The organism is Campylobacter sp. Cr9 (genome assembly GCF_020138295.1).
Classification (GTDB): Bacteria; Campylobacterota; Campylobacteria; order Campylobacterales; family Campylobacteraceae; genus Campylobacter_E.
The window spans coordinates 88,633-112,145 of record NZ_JACGBH010000003.1 but is presented as its reverse complement, the minus strand read 5'-3'; the positions used below and the strand labels follow the sequence as shown (position 1 = coordinate 112,145).

Here is a 23,513-nt window from a genome sequence, read left to right as displayed (position 1 = left end):
TATGATTGGGATATTGTAATAGATGAAGAATTAAGTTTTTTGTTTAATTAATAAATCAATATAAACATTATAAACAAATATAAATACTTTATTTTATTATAATTGCTTGAAAATTATATAGGAAATTTTATGATAAATCAACCAATTGCAACTATTTTTGCTGGTGTAAATGGTGCTGGAAAAACGACTTTATATTTTTTATCACAAGAGAAAGGAATAAATTTAGGTTATCGTATAAATGTGGATGAGATAGCTCAAAGTATTGGAGATTATAAAGATAAGAAAACTCTTATTCGTGCTTCTAAAATAGCTTTAACAATGCGTAAGGTTTATATGAATGACAGACTTAATTTTAATCAAGAAACTACGCTTTGTGGAAAAGCTATATTAAACCTATTTAAAGAGTTAAAAGAGAATAATTATAAAATAAATTTACATTTTATAGGACTTGATAGCTCAAAAATAGCAAAAGAGCGTGTAAAAATACGGGTTAGCAAAGGTGGACACGATGTAGAACCACATTTAATAGATAAAAGATATTATGAAAGTATGCAAAATCTTTTAAAAGTTATACCATTATGTGATGAAGTTTTAATTTATGATAATACGCAAAACTTTGAATTAATAGCAAAAATAACAAATGGGGTAATGGATTTACAAAAAAAAGTTAATTGGTTTAGTAATTTAATTTTATAAAAAATAAAATCTTAAAACTGATCTTATTGTAATGAATATAATTAATCTAATAGAATGTATAGTTTATTTATAACATTTTAATTTTACAACTTTAAAGAATTAACGTGTTGAGTTTGTTCTTATGTTATTAAAAATATAAAAGAACTACCAAAATTTTAATAATATAAAAAAATAAAAATTTTACTAAAGCTTTTTATTAGGCTTTACGAGTGACCCATTTATTACCTGTTTGTTTTAAACCATGTTTTGCTAGAATTAGGTTTGAAAGGATTTTTAATTTTTCATAGATTATATCGTGTTCGTAGTTTCAAACCATGTTTTGCTAGAATTAGGTTTGAAAGTTCAGCTTGAGATTGAAGCTCATCGTGAAAAGACGTTTCAAACCATGTTTTGCTAGAATTAGGTTTGAAAGTTTTATATGAGCGAAGCTGTAAAGATTATAAAAAGGTTTCAAACCATGTTTTGCTAGAATTAGGTTTGAAAGTTTTATATGAGCGAAGCTGTAAAGATTATAAAAAGGTTTCAAACCATGTTTTGCTAGAATTAGGTTTGAAAGAAACTTTTAAAAATGTTTATAAAATTGTCGGCGTTGTTTCAAACCATGTTTTGCTAGAATTAGGTTTGAAAGGCCATAAATAAATATGTTAAAGAGTGTTTAAGAAAGTTTCAAACCATGTTTTGCTAGAATTAGGTTTGAAAGTACAAAAACGATTAATTATAACTTCACAATAAATAGTTTCAAACCATGTTTTGCTAGAATTAGGTTTGAAAGCTAAAGGTCAAGCGTATTTATTAAAAAAGCTAAAGGTTTCAAACCATGTTTTGCTAGAATTAGGTTTGAAAGAGCTAGGCAAACTTGTCTAGCTTGTAAGGATTTGAGCTAACTTAAAGTTTGCTTATTTTTCCGCTTTGAAAATTATGGCAAAAAAACAGCCGTTTTGTGGAAAAATAAGAAATCTTTAAGCTTAAAGTTAAGATTTTTAGCTTAGAATATCAACTCAAACCTAATTCTAGCAAAACATTTACGAGTTTGAAATCACCCAAAGGGGTATTACAAATGGGGCTCTGGCTTAGCCACCCCCACTATTTTTGATTTATATCATTTATTTTTAGTTAAACATGCTACTATATTTACAATAAATCATAAGGGGAAAATAATATGAAAAAAGTTGTAAGTATTGATATGGGTGCTAAAAATAACGGTGTTTATATTGTAGATATAAAAAACGATGAGATTGTAAGCAAAAGCGCTGCTAATTATATCTTTAAAGATGGCGATATCAATTTCCTTAAAAAAGATAGAACTGCTAAAAGACATCAAAGAAGAGCTTTTAAAAGAGCAAAATTTGCTAGAAGACTTTTAGATGAACTGTTAAATAAAATCAAAATCAAAGATTTAAGCCAAAATGAACTTGAGCTAATATACGGACTACTTAAAAATCGTGGATTTAACTATATAAATATAGAGTTTGAAAATGATTTAAGCGATGAAAGCTTGGAAGTGTTAAATGAAATTGATGGCTATGAGTTTAAGGGTTGTGTAAATAAAGATGATTATGAGCTAAGGCTTTCAAGTTTAGCAAATGATTGTGATGAGAGTGAGTTTTGCGAGTTTTTAGCTAAGCAAGTAGAGTTAATAACTCAAAAAGATGAGAATGGTAAAGATATTTATAAGATAGCTGATAAAAAATCAATTTTACAAATGTTTGAGGCTTTAAGAAATGAAATGCTTAAAAACAACAAGCATAGAGAAAGATACTTAAAAGACATAAAAGACATTTGTGAAAGCGTGGAATTTAAAAGCGTATTTTCAAAACTAAATATAAAAAAAGATGAGTTTATAAATTTAATCGGCAATATTTCAAACTATCAAACAAGGGTTTTAAGAAAATATTTTAATAATAAATTTGATGATGTTTTTGATGATGAAAAACTTAAAAAAGTAAGCATAAAAAATATAAATTTTCTTTCTTTTAAAGGCGAAAAAGAGTTAGAAAATAAACACACCATGTTAAAAAATCTAAAAAACTCAAGCTATGAATACTTATGTAAAAACGACCCTATAACAAGTATCCCACCTTATGAGAGAATGAATAATAAAAACCCACAAACTTGCTATGCTTTAGTTTTAAAGGATAATTTAAGCCAAAGTCTTAAAAATTGTTTAAAGCATATTTTAGACAATCCAAATTTTTCACATTTAAACATAGATGAATACGGGGTTATAAAAGATTTTGATGATTTAGATGAAGATGAGTTAAAGACTATATTTCAAAGATTTTTAGATGTTTCTAAGGCTAGTTTAGATGATGATAAACTATATCCAAGAGATTTTGATAATTATGGAGCGTATTTTAAAGAGCAAATTTGTTTAAATGATAGTGATTTTAAGGTTTTAAAGGATTTTGTGACTAATTATTATGATGAATTGCTTTTATCTAAAAAAGGTATTTTAAAGGGCAAAATTCTTAAGTCTTGTGGCTGCCACACTCCATATAAAAACAATTCAAAACATATACATTTAAGCATTTTATGGGGCGTAAAATCAGGGCTTAGCAAAGATGATGTAAAAAATATAAGTGATTTTATAAATAATAAAGAAAATAAAATAGGCAAAAGCACCTTAAAAGGCTTTTTAGGTCGTATTAGCGAAAGTGCTAAAGACTATCAAAATGGCTTTTATAAAGCATTAAAAGAAGAACAAGAAATTCCAAATGATAAGGATTTAGCAAGTATTTTAAAAGGCTATGAGTTAGCTTATACAATGCTTAAAAACCTTAAAGAATTTAAAAACGGAATTAACGCTACTGATTTAAACGCTAAAATAAATTTGCTTTTACAAACTGCAAATATAATTTTTGACGAGCAAAAAGGCTTTCACAAATTATGCCAAACTCATGCTATCCAAAATCTTCTTAGAATTAGTGGCGAAAAGGCTATGTGTTCGGTACTAGGAAGTGATAGTGCAAGGCTTATAAATGGTAGAATGGAGATGTATATTGATAGGCTTGCTTATGAAATAGTGAGTGATTTGGATTTAAGCAATACTAAAGAATTGAGTATAAATATAGAACAAAATGCCTTTACCTTTGAAACGGCGGCAAAAGAGCTTACAAAAACTAAAGTAAAAAGAAAGCCAAAAGAACATTTTGTGATATGCCCTTATAGTGGGGAGCTGTTAAATCTAAAAAATGCTGAGTTTGACCATATCTTACCAAGAAGTAAATGTGAATATAACTCAGAAGCGAATTTAATAGCTGTAAAATCATACGAAAACCTTAGAAAAAGCAATGGTTGCGTGTATTTTGATGACTTGCACGAAAATTATAAAAAAGATATCTTTAAGAAGTGTGGCGCAACAAACGAAATTGAGTTAAAAAGCTTTATAAATGATACCTTAAATAGCATTGATATGGATAAATATACAAATTATAAAAACCTAAAAGCAAAAGAGCAAATCGCTTTTAGACACGCACTTTTTATGCCAGATGAAAGCTTTTTTAAGATAGCTTTAGAACTTTTAAAAAAGGATAAACGCAAAACTAGCACAAATGGAACTCAAAAACGCCTAGCAAGGCTAATCGTAAAACATGCAATGACAAAAAATAATGAGCTAGATATCAAGGTTAATTTTATTGATAGCAAGCTAACAAGTGCTATCAGGCGTGAGTTAAGCATTGATTTGCCAGAGATAACAAAAGAAGAAAAACAATCAAGCCATAGCCATTGTATAGATGCTAGTGTGGTGTTTTATATAGCTAGTGCTATCAAGGATAAAAAGGTGGTAGCTATAAATGAGAATGTGAAGTTTGAACCAAAGTTTAAGTTTAGCGAGATTTACCTAAAAGAAAGCGAGATAAAAAATATACAAAGCCAAAAATACTTAGAATTAAGTCAAGATAAAATCTCAAGAAAACAGCTTTTTAAAGATACGATTTACTCGCTTAGGTATGAAAATGCTAAGGCTTTAAGTGATAAGCAATTGGGTATTTTAAAAGAACTTGATTTGTTAATAGAGGTTAAAAAGTCTAAACAAACGAAATTTTACATAAACACCAAAAAAGTTTTTGATTTAATATTTGCAAGTTTTGAGGCAAAAGATATAAAAACACTAGAAAAAATCAAATTTTTGGATAAATTTTTGGTATCAAGTGTGAGAAAAGATATTTTAGATATATATTTTCATAATAGCGATAAAAGCATTTCAAATACTCCAAATAAAATATTTTCAAAAGATGAAAAATTAGCCAAAAATAAGTCAAAAACATTTGATGATTTTTTAAATGAAAACCAAAAGAATAAAAATATAGAAAAATTCTATGAAATCTTAGTAAAAAATGCCGTAAAAGATAAAAGCGAAGTGGAAAAAATCCAAAAACTTTATATAGATAGTTTTTACACAGGCAATCAAAAAGATATAAAAAGAGCTAGAAATAAACGCCGTGTTACATACTCGCTAAGTGTTGCAAGTGGGGCTAGTTTTGTGGTGCGTAGAAATACGGGTTATGAGGGCTTGGCAAATGAAAATATCGCTACTAAAAATTATTTTGATAAAGATAAAATAGTGGGTATAAAATACCATACCAAGAATGTTTTACCTTGCAAGATAGAGGATGTTATTAAGATTTTATCACTTAGTGATAACGCTACTGAGATTTATAAACTTAGTATTACTAAAGACTTGCCACCAAAGATAATTAAACTTGAGTATGAAGTAAGCCAAGCTGATAGGCATACTGTTAAAGTATATTTTGATAAGGCTAAATTAGGCTATGATTTAAATATTTTTAAGGGCGATTTGGGTTTAAAAAACGAAGAATGGGTAAAGTTTTGTAATGAGTGCTTAATAAGCGAATTCGCAGAGTTTTTAGGTAAGCCAAGGGATTATAAAGCTAGTATTATTTGTGATAATTCTAGTGTTTTGGGTTTTAGCTACTCAGCAAACCAAACTTCAAAAGCAAATAGAGAGATTATGAAAGATAATATATGCTAAAACATCTCGTAGTAGATAGCTACGGGGTGTATTTGGGGTTAAAATCGGCAAGATTAGTAGTCAAAAAAGATGGAGTTTTATTAAAAGAATATCCACTTAAAAATCTAAAAACTATAAGCATAAAATCTCGTGGTGTAGGGGCTTAGTAGTGACTTAGCCTACGCTTGTGGGGTGCGTGGGGTTAAGATATTTTTTAACGACTTTAAATCTCATTTAGCCCTACATACATTGCATGAGCATAAAAGCGTAAATGTAATAAAACACCAGATTTTAAGCGAACAAAATGGCAAAGACCTAGCCTTAGCAAAAGAGCTAATCATAGGCAAGATTAAAAATCAACGCTCCACTATTTTATACTTTTCAAGACATAAAAACCAAGAAAAAGCCAAGCTCATCTCAAACAAACTCTCACTTTTAATAGGTGAGCTTAAGAGATTTAAACTTAGCAAAGATGAGATTTTTGGCATAGAAGGAAGTGCTGCGGCGATGTATTTTAAATACCTTAGCGAGTGCGAACTTTTAGGCGATGAGTTTATAAATCGCACGGGCAGATACGCAGAAGATAATATAAACAAAGCCCTAAACTATGGTTATGCGATACTTCAAAATCACATTTACAAATGCGTGATAAACGCAGGGCTAAACCCATACTTTGGGGTGCTTCATAGTCTAAGAAGTGCTAAACCATCGCTGGTTTTGGACATCATGGAAGAGTATAGAAGCTTTGTAGTAGATAGAAATGTAATTAAACTAAGTAATCAGTTAAAAGGTGATTTTGCCGAACACAAAAAACTCATAGCACAGCAAATCATAAGTTCCCTAGCCAAAAAGCTAAACTACAATCACTCAAAATTAAGCCTAGAAAGTATCATGCAAAGGCAAGTTTATAAGCTTAGTGGGTTTTTGTGTGGTGCGAATAATTATCATTCTTATGTGTTTAGGTGGTAAATGCATCTTATAAGTTATGATATAGAAGATAATAAGTCAAGAACAAAGCTTTTTGAAGAGTTAAAAGACTTAGGGCTTTTAAATATCCAAAAATCAGTCTTTTACGGAGAGCTTAGCAAAAGCGAGATAAAGGTAGTAAAAGAGCTTTCTAAAAAACTCTGTGATGATGGGGATAGGGCGTTTTTTATGTAGATGCAAGATAGATTTAGATGATACGCACGGATATAAAAAGGCTGATTTAGAGCAGGTGGAGTTTGATTTTGTGTAAATTTCGTTTGTTTAGGGAATTTATTTTGTGTATTTTGGAATTTAAAATAGGAATTTGATGAAACTTTTAAAGGCTAGTTTGATTAGGCAGTTTGTCTTTTGTCCTAGAATTTTTTATTTTTATAATTTTTGTGATATTGCGCCAAAGTATCCAAAGCATGTGGATTTTGGCAATGAATTTCATGTAATTCAAGATGAGCTTTTTAAAAGTCGCACATTTGCTAAACTCGGTCTAAGCGAATACAAAGCCTATAAAAATCAATATTTAGAAGATGATGAGCTTTGTGGGATTTGTGATATGCTTTTTATTGGAGATGATGAAGTGGTGGTGCTTGAGTTTAAGCATAGCGATAATCTAAATCTTAGCAATGGGGCGAAAATGCAGCTACTCGCATACGCAAAAATGGCTAGCAAAACTTACGCTAAACCTTGCAAAAGAGTGATTTTATGCTCATCAAATCATCTAAAGCATAAAGTTTTTAAGATTTTTGATGATGATTTTGCTAGGCTTAGCAAGATTATAAAAGATATGAAAAGTCTTTTAGATAATGGAGTTTTCCCAAACAGCAGTGCTAGTCTTAACGCTTGTAATCAATGTGAGTTTTTTAACTATTGTGATGATAGGGAGTAAATTTCGTTTGTTTATGTAAAGGTTTATCGGGGTGGCTAAGCCAGTTGCCCGATATTTTTCTAACTTTTCGGTATTTCTACCTACTCATGATTTCAAACGCTCGTTTTGCTAGAATTAGGTTTGAGTTGATATTTTAGGCTAAAAACCTTAACCTTAAGCTTAAAGTTTTCTTATTTTTCCACAAAACGGCTGTTTTTTGCCGAAATTTTCAAAGTGGAAAAATAAGCAAACTTTAAGTTAGCTCAAATCCTTACAAGCTAGACAAGTTTGCCTAGCTCTTTCAAACCTAATTCTAGCAAAACATGGTTTGAAACAGCTGGCAATTTACAACAAACAACAGCAAATAAATTCTTTCAAACCTAATTCTAGCAAAACATGGTTTGAAACCTATAACTATCAAACAAATAAAAATCATTCAATATAAACTTTCAAACCTAATTCTAGCAAAACATGGTTTGAAACGTTGGAGTGGGCGAACAAAACCCCAATGAAACTATTAGCTTTCAAACCTAATTCTAGCAAAACATGGTTTGAAACTTGATACAGCCCAAATAGAACTTATACTAAGCTTCTTTCAAACCTAATTCTAGCAAAACATGGTTTGAAACTTCTTTTCAATATAATTAAAAACTATGCTTTGTAGTCTTTCAAACCTAATTCTAGCAAAACATGGTTTGAAACTCTAAAAACATGGATGAGTTAAAAACTAATTTAGAAGCTTTCAAACCTAATTCTAGCAAAACATGGTTTGAAACTTCTATAAGTTTTTCGCAATGATTAAAATAACCTAACTTTCAAACCTAATTCTAGCAAAACATGGTTTGAAACTTTCAATATTAAAAGGGTATTCAGTTTGAAACATTGACTTTCAAACCTAATTCTAGCAAAACATGGTTTGAAACACCCTTAATTTCCCAAAATCGGCTAAAACTTCGCTTACTTTCAAACCTAATTCTAGCAAAACATGGTTTGAAACAAAAGCAACGCAACCGATGAGCTGAAAGGATTTAACTTTCAAACCTAATTCTAGCAAAACATGGTTTGAAACTTTGTGGGTTGGAGATGAACGCCACGAAGTAGATGCTTTCAAACCTAATTCTAGCAAAACATGGTTTGAAACAGTTACCATTCCAACGACTATCAGTACCTTCTTCTCTTTCAAACCTAATTCTAGCAAAACATGGTTTGAAACTGAAGTAAAAAAAAGAAAAATAAAGAATGAGTATTCTTTCAAACCTAATTCTAGCAAAACATGGTTTGAAACTAGCAACAACAACAGCACCAGCAGCAGAATAGAAACTTTCAAACCTAATTCTAGCAAAACATGGTTTGAAACATTAACTCATATAATTTTTTCATAGCTAAGCGAGTCTTTCAAACCTAATTCTAGCAAAACATGGTTTGAAACTTTTTGGTTTTCATTTCATTACCATTTTCATCAGTTCTTTCAAACCTAATTCTAGCAAAACATGGTTTGAAACTTGGTTTTCATATCTCTATCCATATCCAAATTCTCACCTTTCAAACCTAATTCTAGCAAAACATGGTTTGAAACTTCTTTTCAATATAATTAAAAACTATGCTTTGTAGTCTTTCAAACCTAATTCTAGCAAAACATGGTTTGCAAATAATTTTCTAATTTAAAAAATAATATGAAGTTTATTATTAGATATGACTGGGAAAATTTTAAAGAATTTGAAATAGGAATTTGCTTAATATTTTTTTAGTATAAACAGCAGTTCTTTTACATGAATTTTGCGATTATTTAGGTTTCTGCTTGCTCTAAAAGTATTGTATTTTTGCTCTAATACTTTTAGCTTGCCCATTTTTGAAAGTTTAGTTTTAAACTCGTTTTCGCTAATTATTCCTTCGTTGTTGTATGAGATTAGAATAATTTTTGCTTTTAATTTATCTATTAAATCAAAAAAGCTCTCACTAGCTTTATTTCTAGAATTATAAGCACTTTTATTCCAGCCTTGTGCAATGCCTGAGATTTTTGAAATATCTTGTGGTTTTACATAATTTGTAATTAGATTTAGCATAAAATAATTTGAGCCATAAGGATGTTCGTTATATGGTGGGTCAATATAGCATAAATCACAATCAAGTTCATTAGCTAAAACATTAGCGTCCTTTTGAAATACACTAAAAGGCACATTGTAATTTGAAAAAATTGGCATAGGCAAAGTCATTTTCGTAGTAATTCTACTAAGTGCATTTTTGCCTTCGCCACCCCATTGTCCTATGCCATTTTTGTTTTTATAAAAGCCTTTAAAAACCCCACTTGTATTTACATTTACGCTTGAAATATATAAAAGTGGAGCTAAAAAATACTTTTTGTATTTATGATTTTCTAAAAGCGTTCTAGTTGTATCAATAAAACCTGCATTATAATTTGTATAAAAAGCTCTATCATCTTTTTTTATATTTAATTCATCTTTTGGAGAATAAAGCTCTCTTATAAAGCCATTTTCGTTTAAATTATTTATGATATTTTGGCTTAATAATTCATGTTCTTTTAAAAGCTCTTTATAAAAATCATCATTTATATTTGATAAATAGCATTCATTTATTGCTTTGCTATAACTTTCTAAATCATTTGCTATTAAATAGCTTGAGTGTTGTTTTAAAAACCTTGCTACTATGCCACTTCCACTAAACAAATCAACCGAGCTTAATTTATCTTTTTTAAGCTCGGTTTTAGCAAATTCAACGCCCGTGCTAATAAAATCTAGCAAGGAGCGTTTGTTGCCTAAATAAGTAATTATTTGTTCGCTTAAATAGGCTTTATTTTCTTTCATTAAAATGCTTTTTTAGCAAGATTAATTACAGCTTCGTTAAACTCAGCAACTTTAGCAAACTCTAATCCTTGAGCAAGTGCAGCTGTGCCGTATGCAAGATATGCTAAATCTTTTAGCTTTTCATCATCATTATTGCTTACTAATTTTTCTACTAATTCATGTTTTGCATTTAATTGTAAAACGCCTTTAGCATTCATTTTTTCTCCGCTAAATTGAGCCATCATTTTAGCCATCATGTATTCTTGATCGTTGCTATCATATACAAGGCTTGATAATGAGCTTTCTAAGCTATTTGATAATACCACTTCTTTTACATCGCTTTTTAAGATTTCGCTTAATTTTTCACAAAAGCTTTTTTGCTCTTCGTTTAAATCATCTTTTTTGATTTCGCTTACTTCATTGATTGCTTTTAAATCATAATCTTTATATTTATGAACCATTGGCATTACAATTGGATCAATCTTATCGCTTAATAATAATACATTTATGCCATTTTTTTTGTAGCTTTCAAGTAGTGGAGAGTGCTTTAGTAATTCTTTGTTTTCGCCTATTAGATAATAAATAGTTTTATTTTCGCCTAAATTAGCACAATATTCTTCAAGTGTTATTTGCTTGTCATCTTGGCTATTATCAAATTTGCATAATGTTAATATTTCATCTTTATTTGCGCTTGGGTCAAATAAAGCTTCTTTTAAAACAGCTCCAAATAATTTATAAAATTCGTTGTATTTTTCTGCATCGTTTTTTTGTAATTTTTCTAATTCATTTAAGATTTTTTTAGTGCTTATTTCTTTAATTTTTTTCAAAATTACATTTTCTTGTAAAATCTCACGGCTAACATTTAAAGGTAAGTCTTCAACATCAAGCACACCTTTAACAAATCTTAAATAAGTTGGTAAAATCTCTTCTTTTTCGCTAATTAAAACTCTTTTTACATAAAGTTTTATGCCTTTTTCATAATCTACTCTATATAAATCATGTGGAGCGCTTGCAGGTATAAAAAATAAGCTTGAATATTCTAATGAACCACCTTCGCTTTTTGTGTGCACATATATAAGTGGCTCTTTGCTATCATAACTTATGCCTTCATAGAATTTTAAATAATCTTCTTTTTTAAGGCTTGCTTTGTTTTCTCTCCATAAAGCTTTTGCTTTATTAATTTGTTCAAATTTTAGTTCGGTTTTTTTATCATCTCCTTCGCCAACGCTTACTTCTTTTTCCAAGAAAATTGGATATGAGATATGATTTGAATACTTGCTTACTAGACTTTCTATTTTATAAGTATCTAAAAATTCATCATCTTTTAGATGAAGAACTATTTTTGTTCCTATGTTTTCTTTATTTGTTTTGCTTATTTCATAGCCGTTTGTATCGCTACTCCATAAAAATGATTCATTGCATAAAGCTTTTTTTGTATATACTTCAATCTTGCTTGCAACCATAAAAGCTGAATAAAATCCAACACCAAATTGACCTATCAAATCGCTATTTTTCTTAGCATCATCGCTTAGGTTTTCTAAGAATTTTTTAGTGCCACTTGAAGCTATTGTTCCTAAGTTATTGTTTAAATCAGCTTCATCCATTCCTATACCATTATCTTCAATAATTAGAAGTTTTACGTCTTTATTAACGCTAATTTTAATACTAGGACTAAAGCTAATTCCTTTATATTTATCATCGCTAAGGCTTAAGAAATTTAGCTTATCGATTGCATCGCTTGAGTTTGATATAAGTTCTCTTAAAAATATTTCTTTGTTTGAATAAAGTGAATGAATCATTAAATTAAGTAATTGATTTACTTCGGTTTTAAATTCCATAATTTCTCCTTATTTGATATAGTTTAAAGCAACATAAGTTGCTATTAGTCCAAATATTAAATTTAAAATAATATTTGCACTAAAGGCAACGAAACCAAATCTTTTAAAAAGCTCAATGCTTTCATAAGATATAGATGAAAAAGTAGTAAAAGCTCCTAAAAAACCAACAACTATTAATAATCTAAAATTACTTAAGCTCTCATAATTTTTAGCAAGTGCATAAAATAATCCTATCAAAAAACACCCTAATACATTGACAATTAAAGTTCCTGCGACAAAGAATTTGAATTCGGAATTACGATTTATAAAAGTGCTTAATAAATACCTAAAAACTGCTCCAAAAGAGCCGCCTAAAGCTACCATTAATATATTCACTTATTTTCCTTGAAATATTCATTAATAGCTTCTTGCATTAAATCTCTTGCATTGTCTAATTCGTTAGCTTGCAAAGGTTTTAAAGGTATTATTGTAAGCTTTTTACCTAAGTGAATTGATAGTTTTTTGCTATCTAAAATCTCTTTTGAGCCTATAATTACAATAGGCTGAACCACAACATCAAGCTTAGTAGCTAGCATTGAAGCACCTTTTTTAAATCTTAATAATTCATAGCCATCATTTCTAGTTCCTTCAGGAAACATTGAAATATTTCTATTAGATTCTAGTCTATCTTTTGCTTCGTTAATTACTCTTACAAAATCTCTTGCGTTTTCTCTATCAATTGAAATCATTTTAGGTAATTTAATAATATTTCCAAAGAAAAATATCTCTTCAATTTGTTTTTTTGCTATCCAAGCTAAATCTTTTGGATAAACATCTTCAAGTGCGATAATATCAAGCATTGAGCGATGATTTAGAATAATCATTCTAGCATTATTATCAAATTCGCCTTTTACTTCTATTTTGTAAAAACATAGTTTTTTAATAAATTTAGCCCATGTTTTTCTAATGATATAATTTTTTTTAGGAAATAAAAACATCAAAATTATTACAATAGCAATGCTTATTGCAATAATTAATGCCAAAAAAATAGTAATGATTTTATTCAATATCTTCATTTTTTACCCAGCCACTTGTATCTTCATCTAAAGCAACTTTAACAAAATCATCTTTTTTCGCTAGAACTTTTACTTCTTTTAAGCTTGTGTTTTTATAAAAAATTGTTGAATTATTTGTAGGTAATATCCTAACATTAGCACCTGCTTTTAATTTAGCATTGCTAAATTCTCCACCATCAATAAATGCAAAAGCAATAAATACTAAAGCAACAGCTATTAAAGAAAAAAATCTTTTAAATATAACAACGATTACAAGACAAATTACAGCTAAAATCAAGCTTCCTATTTGTAAATAAAAATTAATTTCTTTTGTAATAGGATTTAAGTCAGTTTGTGTGCTAATTTCTTCTGATTCTACAATTATATTATTTGAATATTCTATAAAATCATTTTGAATTGGGTCAAAATAAGAAAACGAAAAACTTTTTAAATTGTTTGGAAAAATTAGTGCAATAGAGCATTTTGCATTCTCATAATCTTTGCCTACATTTGTAATGCTTTGAGATTTTACATTTTTTAAAGAAAAGTTATTAAAGTTTGTATTTTCTGCTTTTGCATCCATTCCACAAATTGTGCTTGTTTCATCGTATTCGGTGCATTTTAGATTAGTTATTTTTAAATTACTTGCAACTAATTGCGAATAATCTTTATTGAATTTTAATTCATTTATACTGATATTATTAAGACTAATTTTAGCATTTCCGATTTCTTGCGTATTTCTAAATAGTTTAGCACTAATCGAGTTTAATTTAGCATTTGCTGTATTTGCTTGAAAATAAACACGAGTTTTATACACACCATTTTCGCTACTAAATTTTATATCTTTAGTAAGAACTTGCATATCAATGCTTTTTTCAAATTCTATTTGCGGAGTAAAATTAGTTTTATGGTTTGAATTAATGGTTATATCTGCATAAAAAACTTCTTTAATTTTTACTTCACTTTTTGAAAAATTTGCTTCTATTGCTAGTTCAACAAAATCTTTAAATTCTTCTTTAATATTGCTATTAAAACTACTAGCTTCTTCATTTTGATTAAGGTTTGTATAAACTTGAGCATCCATTACGCTAAGCTCCTTAGAAGGAGCTGCAAAAAGTGTTATAGCAAATATTAAAAAGATTAATTTTTTCATTAATTTCCTTTAATTTCTAATATTTTTAGAGCATCAATTGCTGATTTTAATTGAGCGTCATTATTGATTTGTTCTTGGGTCATTGTGTTTTTATCGTTTTTATTTTCTTTTTTGCCATCAATTTTTTCTAATTCATTTTCTAAATGTTTTTTAAGTTCGCTTTCTTTTATACTAAAGCCTTCTTCTTCCATAGTAACTTTTCCTGGATGAACGATGATATCAGGAGTAACACCAACTGCTTGAATGGTTCTTCCACTTGGTAAATAGTATTTTGCAATTGTAAGTTTTACACCTTCTTTTGCATTGATTTCTCTAATCATTTGAACACTTCCTTTACCAAAAGTTTTCTCACCTACAATAATAGCTCTTTTTCTATCTTGCATTGCACCACTTACGATTTCGCTTGCACTTGCACTTCCGCCATTTACTATGATACTAATTGGAATTGTAGTATTTATCGCAGCTTTTTTAATTGCAATTGTGTCTATTTTAGCATTTTCATCTCTTCCTTTTTGAGATACTAAAACGCCGTTATCTATAAATAAGTTTAATAAATCAGTAGCTTGATTTAATAAGCCACCTGGATTGTTTCTTAAATCAATTACAATTCCTTTTATATTTTTATTAAGAGTTAAAGCTTCTTTTACTTTTCCTACAACATTTCTATCAAAGCTAGTAATTCTTAAATACAAATAATTAGTATTTTCAATATTTTTAGCATAAACACTTTCAACTTTTATAATATCTCTTGTAATCGTAAAATCTAATGGCTTTTTCTCGCCTTTTCTATAAATTGTAATATTAATCTTAGTATTTGGTTTGCCACGCATTTTAGAAACTGCATCATCAAGACTCATTCCTATTGTGCTTTCATTTTCTATTTTTAAAATAACATCTCCTGCTTTAATTCCAGCCTTATCAGCAGGTGTTCCTTCTATCGGCGCAATAACTGTTATTGCATTATCTTTTACTGATAATGTCATTCCAAGACCACCGAATTCTCCGTTCGTGCTTTCTTGAAGAGATTTGAAATTTTTTTCGTTTAAAAACGCTGAGTGAGCGTCAAGATTACTAAGTAAACCTTCTAATGATTTATCAACTAATTGTTCTATTGTTATTTCATCAACATAGTTTGCCTCTATCATTCTAAAAGTTTTAATTAGTTTAGAAAAAGCTTGTCTTTCTGCTTCTTCATCGGTTTTTGCAAACAACGAAATTCCAAGTGCAATACATAAAAATATTTTTTTATTAAGTTTCACGATAGCTCCAATAAGATTTAAGATAAAGCTGTGATTTTAACGCAATTTTTTAAATACAAGTAAGCGTAAATCTGTAATTTTTAATAAAATACTTAGCACTTTAACTATTTAAGTGATAAAATTTATTTTATACTTGACAATGATACACTAAAGTTATATAATGCGTTCATTATCAATTAAAGGAGATATTATGAATATACAAGAAAAATTAACTAATCAATTTAACGAAACTCTAAGCCAAGCTGTAAGCTTATGTGTATTTAATAAAAACGGCAATTTAGAGCCATTTCATATATTATGGACCATTGCAAATGATTCTACTTCGATACTAAATCAAGTATTTAATAAGATGGGAATTGATAAAACTGCAATATCACTAATGCTAAAAAGCAAAGCAGATAATTTACCTAAAGTAGATGGAGTTAATGCTAATAATATTAAACCTAGTAATGCCTTATTAAATTCGCTTGAAAAGGCTATAGGTTATGCACTAAGTAAGGGTGATAGTTATTTAAGCACTGATATGTGGATTATAAGTGAGTGTGATAAAGGTGGCATTTGTGAGTTGTTAAAAGATTATTGTGATTTATTAGTTTTAAAAAGCGAATTAAATGCTTTAAGGGGCGATAGAAAAATCACTGAAAAAGAGCAAGATGATATAAGTAATAAAGAATTAGAAAAATATTGCACTAATTTAGTTGAGCTAGCTAGAGCTGGTAAGCTTGATCCAATTACAGGAAGAGATAGTGAGCTTGAGCGCGTAATGCAAATCTTAATTAGAAAGAGTAAAAACAATCCTATTTTATTAGGCGAACCTGGGGTTGGTAAAACTGCTATCGTAGAAGCTTTAGCTCAGGCAATTGCTAATAAAAAAGTTCCAAGTAGCTTAGCAAATAAACAAATCCTAAGCCTTGATTTAGCAGCATTAGTAGCTGGGGCAAAATATCGCGGGGAATTTGAAGAAAGACTTAAAAACATAATTGAAAGTGTAAAGGCAAATCCAAATATTATAATTTTCATTGATGAAATACATACTATTTTAGGAGCTGGTGCTAGCGAAGGAAGTATGGATGCAGCTAATATACTTAAACCTGCTTTAAGTAGGGGTGAGTTCAAAACTATTGGTGCAACAACTTTAAAAGAGTATAAAAAATACTTTGAAAAAGACGCTGCAATGCAAAGAAGATTTCAAAGCGTTATTGTAAATGAGCCAAGCGTAAATGATGCAATAGCAATGCTAAGAGGTCTTAAAGAAAGACTTAGCGCTCATCATAATGTTAGCATTAATGATAAAGCTTTGGTAGCTGCTGTAAAACTTAGTAATCGCTATATTCAAGGAAGATTTTTGCCTGATAAAGCAATTGATTTAATAGACGAGGCTGCGGCTGAACTTAAAATGCAAATTGAAAGCGAACCAGCAGCGCTTAGAAATGTAAATAATAATATAGTTAGGCTAAAGGTTGAAAAAGAAGCATTGCTTATGGAAGGTGAAGATAAAAATAAAGAAAGATTAGCAGAAATTGCAAACGAGCTTAGTGAGTTAGGCGAAAATGAAAGAAAATTAAAAATGAAATTTGAAAACGAACAAAGAGTTTTTGCAGAAATTTCTAAAAAAATGAGCGAGATTAACGAATTAACAAACGAAGCAAACATAGCAAAATCTAAAGGCGATTATCAAAAAGCAGGTGAGATTGAATATGGCAAAATCCCACAAGCTAAAAATGAGCTAGAAAATGCTAAAGAAAATTGGAATAAATTAAAAGAAAGCGGAACCTTGCTTAAAAACGAAGTTGATGATGAGCAAGTTGCATTAATTTTGGCAAAAATGACAGGAATTAAAGCTTCAAAATTATTAAGTGATGAAAAAGAAAAATATCTAAATTTAGAAAAAAGTTTAGAAGAAAGAGTTGTAGGACAAGATAAGGCTATTAAGGCTTTAGCTCGTGCAGTTAGGGCAAATAAAGCAGGGTTAAGTGATTCTAATCGTCCTATTGGAAGCTTTTTATTCCTTGGACCTACTGGGGTAGGAAAAACTGAGCTTGCAAAAGCTATTGCAAAAGAGCTTTTTGATGATGAAAAAGCTTTAATTCGTTTTGATATGAATGAATATGCTGAAAGTTACCGAGTAAGCAATCTAATAGGTTCAGCTGTTGGTTATGTTGGAAGTGATGAGGGCGGACAACTTACTGAAGCTGTTAAGAATAGACCTTATTCGGTACTACTTTTTGATGAGATAGAAAAGGCACATCCTGAGATATTTAATATATTTTTAAATATGCTTGATGAAGGGGCTTTAACTGATAACAAAGGCTTTAGAGTAGATTTTAAAAATACTTTAATAATCTTTACAAGCAATATTGGAGCGGCTAAGTTTGTAGAAATTAAAGATGAAAAAGAAAGAAATGAATTAATAAACAAAGAATTATTAAAATACTTTAAGCCTGAATTTGTTAATAGACTTGATGAAATAGTAGGCTTTAATGCTTTAAATAAAGATTTATGCTTGCAAATTGTTGATATATTGCTAAAAAATACTAGCAATAAATTAGCTGAGCTTGGAATTAGTTTTAAAATAAGCGAAAATGCTAAGCTAGAACTTCTAAATATAGGTTATAGTGATGAATATGGCGCAAGAGCATTAAAAAGAACAATCTATCAAGAAATAGATTCAAGGCTAAGTGAATTGATTTTGCAAGGGAATTTGAAATCGGAAATTGAAATTGACTTTAAAGAAGATTTCATATTCAACGCTAAATAATCTTATCCCGATTAAAGTCGGGATAATTCTTTTATACCTAATAAAACTACTAAAAAAACAATATTAATCCAAGTAAAATGAAAAATATATTTAAAAGCATGATTTTTATAGCTAGCCAAATAATATTTATATGAAATTAAACTCGCCATTGAAGCTATCAAAGTTCCTAAAGAGCCTATATTTACGCCTATTAACAATTCTTTAAAATCATTTGTATAATTAGCCAAAAATACACAAGCAGGAACATTACTAATAAACCATGATAAAAATATGCTGTAATAAAAAATATCAATATTATTAAATTCTATAAAAAAGCTTATATTTTTTACAAAAATAAATAAATTAATAAAAATAATAATAATTCCAAAATCAGCTTTAAAAATAGAATTTTTGTTAGCTAGTAATGAACCTAATATTACTATTAAAAATCCAAAATAAATATTAAAAATATCTAAAACACAAGCAATTGAAATGATAAAAAATATTATATTTAATAAAAAGATTTTGTTATTAATTTGATTTTTTTCTAAGGATTTGATTTTAATATTTTGATTTTTAATCTTTAAAATAAACAATATTAATAATAAAAAAGAAGCAAAACAATAAATATAAATAGTATTTATAAAATCAATTATGCTTAATTTAAAATGCGTAAATATAAATAAATTTTGTGGATTTCCAAATGGAGTTAGCATTGAGCCTAGATTTGCAGCTAGGGTTTGCAAGATTACAACTTGCATTGTTATATTTTCAACCTTTAACTCTTTTAATAAATAAATACCAAAAGAAACAAAGCAAATTAATGCTACATCATTAGTAATTAGCATTGAAGTAAAAAAGCATATAAATACCAAAGAACTAATAATTGCCCTTAGACTTTTGATTTTGTTTAATATAAAAAATGCAAGCAATTTAAACGCACCGATTAATTCTAAGGATTTATTAACAGCAATAAACATAGATAATAAAGCTAAAGTTTTAAAGCTTATAAACTCATATAATAAATTAAAATATTCTAAATAATCAATTTGTCTAAAGCTTATTAAAATTACAAAGCTAATTAATGAAAGTATAAATGTAAGTAACATAAGTGTAATTCATTCCGAAAAACGGAATGAATATTAATAATCGTCTTTTTCGCTTACTTGATATTCAAGCTCTTCTACTCTATCGCCTAATTCATAGATATCTTGCTTTAATTTTTCTAATTCTGTGAAAATCTTATCGCTTGAGTTTTTATCACGATTTGTGTTAAATTGCTTGATTATATTTAATTCAGCTTTTAATTTTTCTATTTCGTTTTGTAAATCTTCAATCTTATTTACTTCACTTGACAATGTAGTTTCCTTTGTTTTAGTAGATTTTGCAACCTCTTCAACTACAACTTTTTCTTGCTTTTTAGCAGCTGGTTTTTTTACGCTTTCTTTTTTTGCACTTTCTTTTTTTACCTCTTCTTTTTTAGTGGCAGGTTTTTTAGTGCTTTCTTTTTTTGCAGTTGTTTTAGTTGTTTTTTTGGTTTCTTTTTCGCTAGTTTTTTTAGTAGCCATTTTTTCTCCTTTATATATTTAAAATCCGAATTGTAAAGGCAAAAGGTTAATTATTATCTAAAAATTCGTTAATTTTTTTCTTAACATTAGACATAGCAAGGTTGCTTATTTCTCCTTTAAATTTACCATTTTTATCAATAATATAAAAACTTGAACTATGAGCTACTGTGTATTCTGCAGCACTATCTTGGTAAATATAATCGTATTTAACTCCATAGTTTTTAGCAACTTTTTTAAGCTCATCTTCGCTTGGCACTAAGGCTATTGAGTTTTTATAAAAATATTGAACAAATTCACTCGCATCATTTGGCTCATCTCTTTTTACATCAAGACTAATAAAGATTATTTTTATATCATTTCTATTTAATTGTTTAATAGCTTCTGAAGCAATCGCCATAGAAGTAGGGCATACATCAGCACATAATGTGTAACCAAAATATATTAATAAATTTTCGCCTTTAAAATCATTTAAAGTATAAGTTTTATCATTTGGTCCTTTCATGCTAAAGTCGTATTTGTTATTAAAACAAGCGCTTAAAAATAAAGTTAATAAAACTATTAATAATTTTTTCATCTTATCTCCTAACATCAAAATCAATAAACAAACCTAAGCTTTTATCTTTACTAAACAGCTCAAGTCTATATCTCATAGTATTTTCAGCACAAGTGCTAAAGACAATATTTGCTAAATATTCATTATCAATTCTTTCAAATTCTCCAACAATATCGCCCATATACATATTAAGTCCATAAAGCCTTGCGTTTAAATCCTTTATCTCATCTAAATTTTTTATGATTATTTTGCTTTCTTCTAAAACTTTTAAAGGTTTTGGCTCAATATTAAATGAAATATCTTTACCTTTATAATTTACAACGCATTCTGTTTGGTTTAAATCACAAGCTAATGGGCTTAGCTCTTTTATTAATTCTCGCTTTTTGGAATTTGAATTAGGAATTAGAAAAAAAAGCCCTAGCAAAACTAAGGCTATTAAAATTATCTTTTTCATTAATGATGCATAGGAACTACTGCTTTTGCAGGAATGTCTTTTAATTTTAGTTTCTCTCCATTGCTAAAGCTTAGTTCTAAATTAAGTTTTGTATCTTCTTTAACACTATTTTTAATCCCCATAAGCATTACATGATAGCTTTTAGGTTTAAGTTCTAGGCTAGAATTCGCAGGAATTGTCGCATCTTGTATTCTAATCATCTTCATCATTCCATCTTCGTGAATATGGGTGTGAATTTCTGTGCTTTGCGCAAAATCACATTTTGCATCAATTAATTTTACATCTTCGTTTGAATTGTTTTTAATCTTCATAAAAATAGCAGAGTTTTTTGCATTTGGTGGTGTGATTTTTACATAAGGTTCATTTACTTCAATACTACCTGCAAATAAACTTGCGCCAAGGCTTAATGCTAATAAAATCTTCTTCATTTTTAACTTCCTTTTTTAAAAATTTTTTAAGATTATAAATAAGCTATATTAATTGAAAGTTATAATCAAAAAAAGAAAATGCAAAATATTAACTTAGCTTTAAAATTAATTTTTATAATTAGTTCTTAACTTTATTAGGAGCAAATAGTGAAAAAAATCATAATTTTATTATTATCAATATCTTTATATGCCGATAACTTATTGCAACTTTATTTAAAAGATGGAATCAAAGCAGTTGAAGCAAAATTAGAAGCTAGTTTAGCTGATGCAAGTTTTTGGAAAACACAATTACAAGGATTAGATTTAAAATATGGCTATTATAGTAATGATTCTATGATAGTAGTTGTAGATAAAGATAAGCAAAAATTAGTTTTATTTGAGCAAAAAAACAATAAACTAACCCCAAAATTTGAGCAAAGCGTAATAACAGGCTTAATGGGCAATAAAAATAAAGAAGGAGATTTAAAAACTCCGATAGGTTTTTATGAAGTATTAAACAAAATGGTTCCACCTGATACTTATTATGGACCTTGGGCTTTTGTTTTAAATTATCCAAATTTATATGATAAAGTTCGTAAAAAAACTGGCTCGGGAATTTGGATACACGGCTTTCCACTTGAAGGCGATGTAAGATATGATGCTTATAAAACAAAGGGCTGCGTTGTTATGACAAATGATGTGCTTCTTGATTTTGAAGCTATCGTAAAGACAAATAAAACCTATGTTTTAATAAACGAAAAAGGCATAATGACTACAAATGCTGATGAAATAGCAACTCTTTTAGCTGATTTATTTGATTGGAAAAATGCTTGGACGAATAATGATGTTAATACATATTTAAGTTATTACAATGATGATTTTATTAAATATGATGGAGTTAAAATGGCTCAATTCAAAGAGCAAAAAAGAGCTATTTTTAGCAGAAATCAGCAAAAAACAATAAAGTTTAAAGATATAAATATAGCTCCATATCCTAATTTAGAGCAAAGAAAAATATTTAAAATTACATTTTATGAAAACTATGCAACATCAACATATAATTTTAACGGAGAAAAAACTTTATATGTTGAATTGCTAAACAACAAAATGTCAATTTTAACGGAACAATAATGGCTTTTATTAAGATAAATAAAGATAATTATTTTTATAATTTAAACGAATGCTTAAAAAGAGTTAAGGATATAAATAAGCTAATAATTATTCTAAAAGACAATGCTTACGGGCATGATATAAATATTATTAGCGATTTTGCATTAGAGTTTAATGTAACTTATGCAGCAGTAAAAAATCAAGAAGAAGCACAAAAAATCAAAGATAAATTTAAAAACATTTTAATCCTTTCTCAAATCCCAAAATATTATGAAGCAAAAGATAATTATGTATTAGCAATAAATGATATAAATTATTTAAATTATGTAAAAAAGGGCGATAAAATAGCCCTAAAATTAGATAGCGGAATGCATAGAAGTGGGATAAATACTCATAATCTTGAAGATGTTTTAAAGCTTATTAAAGATAAAAATCTTAAGCTAGTTTCAGCATTTACGCATTATTCAAGCCCAAATAATATAAAATTTCAAAAGCCAAATTATATAAAAATGAAAGAATATTTAGAGCAAAATTATGATGAAGAATTATTTTTTCATTCGGCAAATTCTAGCACCTTGTTTTTAGGCGAAAATGACATTGATGGTGCTGCTCGTGTTGGCTTAGCTCAATTTGGTTATTGTGATGTTAAGGCTAATTTAAAACCTGTTTTAAGCCTTTGGGCAGAAAAAATCAGCTCAAGAAAAATCCATAAAAATGATAGCATAGGATATGATGAGGTTTTTGTTAGTGATGATGAATTTGTGGCTGCTAATTATGATTTAGGTTATGCTGATGGTTTGCTTTATTATAAAGGCGAAGGCGAAGTTTATTTAGCTGATGATAAAAGCAAGATATTAGGCAAAATCTCAATGGATAGCTTTAGCACTTATGATTTAGAAGATGAAGTTTGTGTATTTGATGATGCTTTAAAATATGCAAATTATTTTAATACAAATCCTTATGAAGCCTTAGTTAGATTAAATCCAAATATTAAAAAAATCATAGTTTGATTAGGAATTTAATTTCTTATTTCGTAATTCTTTTAATTTTTAATGTAATTTCTAAATAACTTTAAAGGAATTTGA

The 23,513-nt window shown here is 28.4% G+C and carries 20 protein-coding genes and 2 CRISPR repeat arrays; of the genes, 9 read left to right on the top strand and 11 right to left on the bottom strand.

From position 1 onward, the window contains the following. Positions 1 to 129 precede the first annotated feature (129 nt). From AVANS14531_RS02690 to cas4, 6 genes are all read left to right on the top strand, one after another. Positions 130 to 696 (top strand): zeta toxin family protein, encoded by a 567-nt coding sequence (locus AVANS14531_RS02690; RefSeq protein WP_336611237.1) that lies wholly within the window; start codon positions 130 to 132, stop codon positions 694 to 696. Between the two features lie 231 nt (positions 697 to 927). After that, a CRISPR array of direct repeats spans positions 928 to 1,540; the repeat unit is 37 nt; unit sequence GTTTCAAACCATGTTTTGCTAGAATTAGGTTTGAAAG. 315 nt (positions 1,541 to 1,855) lie between these two features. After that, positions 1,856 to 5,689 (top strand): HNH endonuclease domain-containing protein, encoded by a 3,834-nt coding sequence (locus AVANS14531_RS02685; protein ID WP_336611236.1) that lies wholly within the window; start codon positions 1,856 to 1,858, stop codon positions 5,687 to 5,689. Continuing rightward, entirely contained in the window at positions 5,683 to 5,835 is a 153-nt protein-coding gene (locus AVANS14531_RS02680) for a hypothetical protein (protein ID WP_336611235.1), read from the top strand. The genes AVANS14531_RS02685 and AVANS14531_RS02680 overlap by 7 nt, the downstream gene beginning before the upstream one ends. A gap of 25 nt (positions 5,836 to 5,860) precedes the next feature. Further along, positions 5,861 to 6,637, top strand: a complete 777-nt coding sequence (gene cas1 / locus AVANS14531_RS02675) for a CRISPR-associated endonuclease Cas1 (protein WP_336611234.1) — start codon at positions 5,861 to 5,863, stop codon at positions 6,635 to 6,637. After that, entirely contained in the window at positions 6,638 to 6,829 is a 192-nt protein-coding gene (cas2, locus tag AVANS14531_RS02670; RefSeq protein WP_336611233.1) for a CRISPR-associated endonuclease Cas2, read from the top strand. A 133-nt stretch (positions 6,830 to 6,962) separates the two neighbouring features. Continuing rightward, entirely contained in the window at positions 6,963 to 7,535 is a 573-nt protein-coding gene (gene cas4, locus AVANS14531_RS02665; RefSeq protein WP_336611232.1) for a CRISPR-associated protein Cas4, read from the top strand. Between the two features lie 277 nt (positions 7,536 to 7,812). Then, a CRISPR array of direct repeats spans positions 7,813 to 9,163; the repeat unit is 37 nt; unit sequence CTTTCAAACCTAATTCTAGCAAAACATGGTTTGAAAC. 84 nt (positions 9,164 to 9,247) lie between these two features. Here cas4 and AVANS14531_RS02660 read toward each other — a convergent pair. From AVANS14531_RS02660 to AVANS14531_RS02635, 6 genes are read right to left on the bottom strand one after another with little or no spacing between them, the layout of a single operon-like run. Next, complete coding sequence (locus AVANS14531_RS02660; protein WP_336611231.1) at positions 9,248 to 10,336, bottom strand: DNA adenine methylase; 1,089 nt, start codon at positions 10,334 to 10,336, stop codon at positions 9,248 to 9,250. Next, entirely contained in the window at positions 10,336 to 12,153 is a 1,818-nt protein-coding gene (gene htpG, locus AVANS14531_RS02655) for a molecular chaperone HtpG (RefSeq protein ID WP_336611230.1), read from the bottom strand. The genes AVANS14531_RS02660 and htpG overlap by 1 nt, the downstream gene beginning before the upstream one ends. 9 nt (positions 12,154 to 12,162) lie before the next feature. After that, on the bottom strand, positions 12,163 to 12,528 hold the full coding sequence (gene crcB, locus AVANS14531_RS02650; RefSeq protein ID WP_239818071.1) for a fluoride efflux transporter CrcB: 366 nt from the start codon (positions 12,526 to 12,528) through the stop codon (positions 12,163 to 12,165). After that, positions 12,525 to 13,208 (bottom strand): lysophospholipid acyltransferase family protein, encoded by a 684-nt coding sequence (locus tag AVANS14531_RS02645; RefSeq protein WP_336611229.1) that lies wholly within the window; start codon positions 13,206 to 13,208, stop codon positions 12,525 to 12,527. The genes crcB and AVANS14531_RS02645 overlap by 4 nt, the downstream gene beginning before the upstream one ends. Continuing rightward, positions 13,192 to 14,340: an SH3 domain-containing protein gene (locus AVANS14531_RS02640; protein WP_336611228.1), complete on the bottom strand. Its 1,149-nt coding sequence runs from the start codon at positions 14,338 to 14,340 to the stop codon at positions 13,192 to 13,194. Before AVANS14531_RS02640 ends, AVANS14531_RS02645 begins: the two co-directional genes overlap by 17 nt. Further along, complete coding sequence (locus AVANS14531_RS02635) at positions 14,340 to 15,623, bottom strand: S41 family peptidase (RefSeq protein WP_442862391.1); 1,284 nt, start codon at positions 15,621 to 15,623, stop codon at positions 14,340 to 14,342. Before AVANS14531_RS02635 ends, AVANS14531_RS02640 begins: the two co-directional genes overlap by 1 nt. A gap of 163 nt (positions 15,624 to 15,786) precedes the next feature. Between AVANS14531_RS02635 and AVANS14531_RS02630 the strand changes: the two genes are divergently transcribed. Further along, on the top strand, positions 15,787 to 18,357 hold the full coding sequence (locus AVANS14531_RS02630; RefSeq protein ID WP_442862390.1) for an ATP-dependent Clp protease ATP-binding subunit: 2,571 nt from the start codon (positions 15,787 to 15,789) through the stop codon (positions 18,355 to 18,357). An 11-nt stretch (positions 18,358 to 18,368) separates the two neighbouring features. Here the strand turns inward: AVANS14531_RS02630 and AVANS14531_RS02625 are convergent, their stop codons facing one another. The 5 genes from AVANS14531_RS02625 to AVANS14531_RS02605 are packed head-to-tail and all read right to left on the bottom strand — an operon-like array spanning position 18,369 to position 21,339. After that, complete coding sequence (locus AVANS14531_RS02625; RefSeq protein WP_336611226.1) at positions 18,369 to 19,445, bottom strand: SLC13 family permease; 1,077 nt, start codon at positions 19,443 to 19,445, stop codon at positions 18,369 to 18,371. Positions 19,446 to 19,478: 33 nt separating this feature from the next. Then, a complete protein-coding gene (locus tag AVANS14531_RS02620) occupies positions 19,479 to 19,904 on the bottom strand; it encodes a hypothetical protein (RefSeq protein WP_336611225.1) in 426 nt (141 codons plus the stop codon). Between the two features lie 46 nt (positions 19,905 to 19,950). Then, positions 19,951 to 20,478: an SCO family protein gene (locus AVANS14531_RS02615; protein WP_239818078.1), complete on the bottom strand. Its 528-nt coding sequence runs from the start codon at positions 20,476 to 20,478 to the stop codon at positions 19,951 to 19,953. Between the two features lies 1 nt (position 20,479). Next, the gene (locus AVANS14531_RS02610; RefSeq protein WP_336611224.1) at positions 20,480 to 20,911 is read right to left on the bottom strand and encodes a hypothetical protein; all 432 of its coding nucleotides are present in this window, start codon (positions 20,909 to 20,911) and stop codon (positions 20,480 to 20,482) included. Beyond that, entirely contained in the window at positions 20,911 to 21,339 is a 429-nt protein-coding gene (locus AVANS14531_RS02605; protein WP_336611223.1) for a copper chaperone PCu(A)C, read from the bottom strand. The genes AVANS14531_RS02610 and AVANS14531_RS02605 overlap by 1 nt, the downstream gene beginning before the upstream one ends. 147 nt (positions 21,340 to 21,486) lie before the next feature. On the opposite strand from AVANS14531_RS02605, the gene AVANS14531_RS02600 reads away from it, so the two are divergent. Next, positions 21,487 to 22,449, top strand: a complete 963-nt coding sequence (locus AVANS14531_RS02600; RefSeq protein ID WP_336611222.1) for a L,D-transpeptidase family protein — start codon at positions 21,487 to 21,489, stop codon at positions 22,447 to 22,449. Then, positions 22,449 to 23,438, top strand: coding sequence for an alanine racemase (locus AVANS14531_RS02595; protein WP_336611221.1), 990 nt, complete (start codon positions 22,449 to 22,451; stop codon positions 23,436 to 23,438). The genes AVANS14531_RS02600 and AVANS14531_RS02595 overlap by 1 nt, the downstream gene beginning before the upstream one ends. The last annotated feature ends 75 nt before the right edge of the window (positions 23,439 to 23,513 follow it).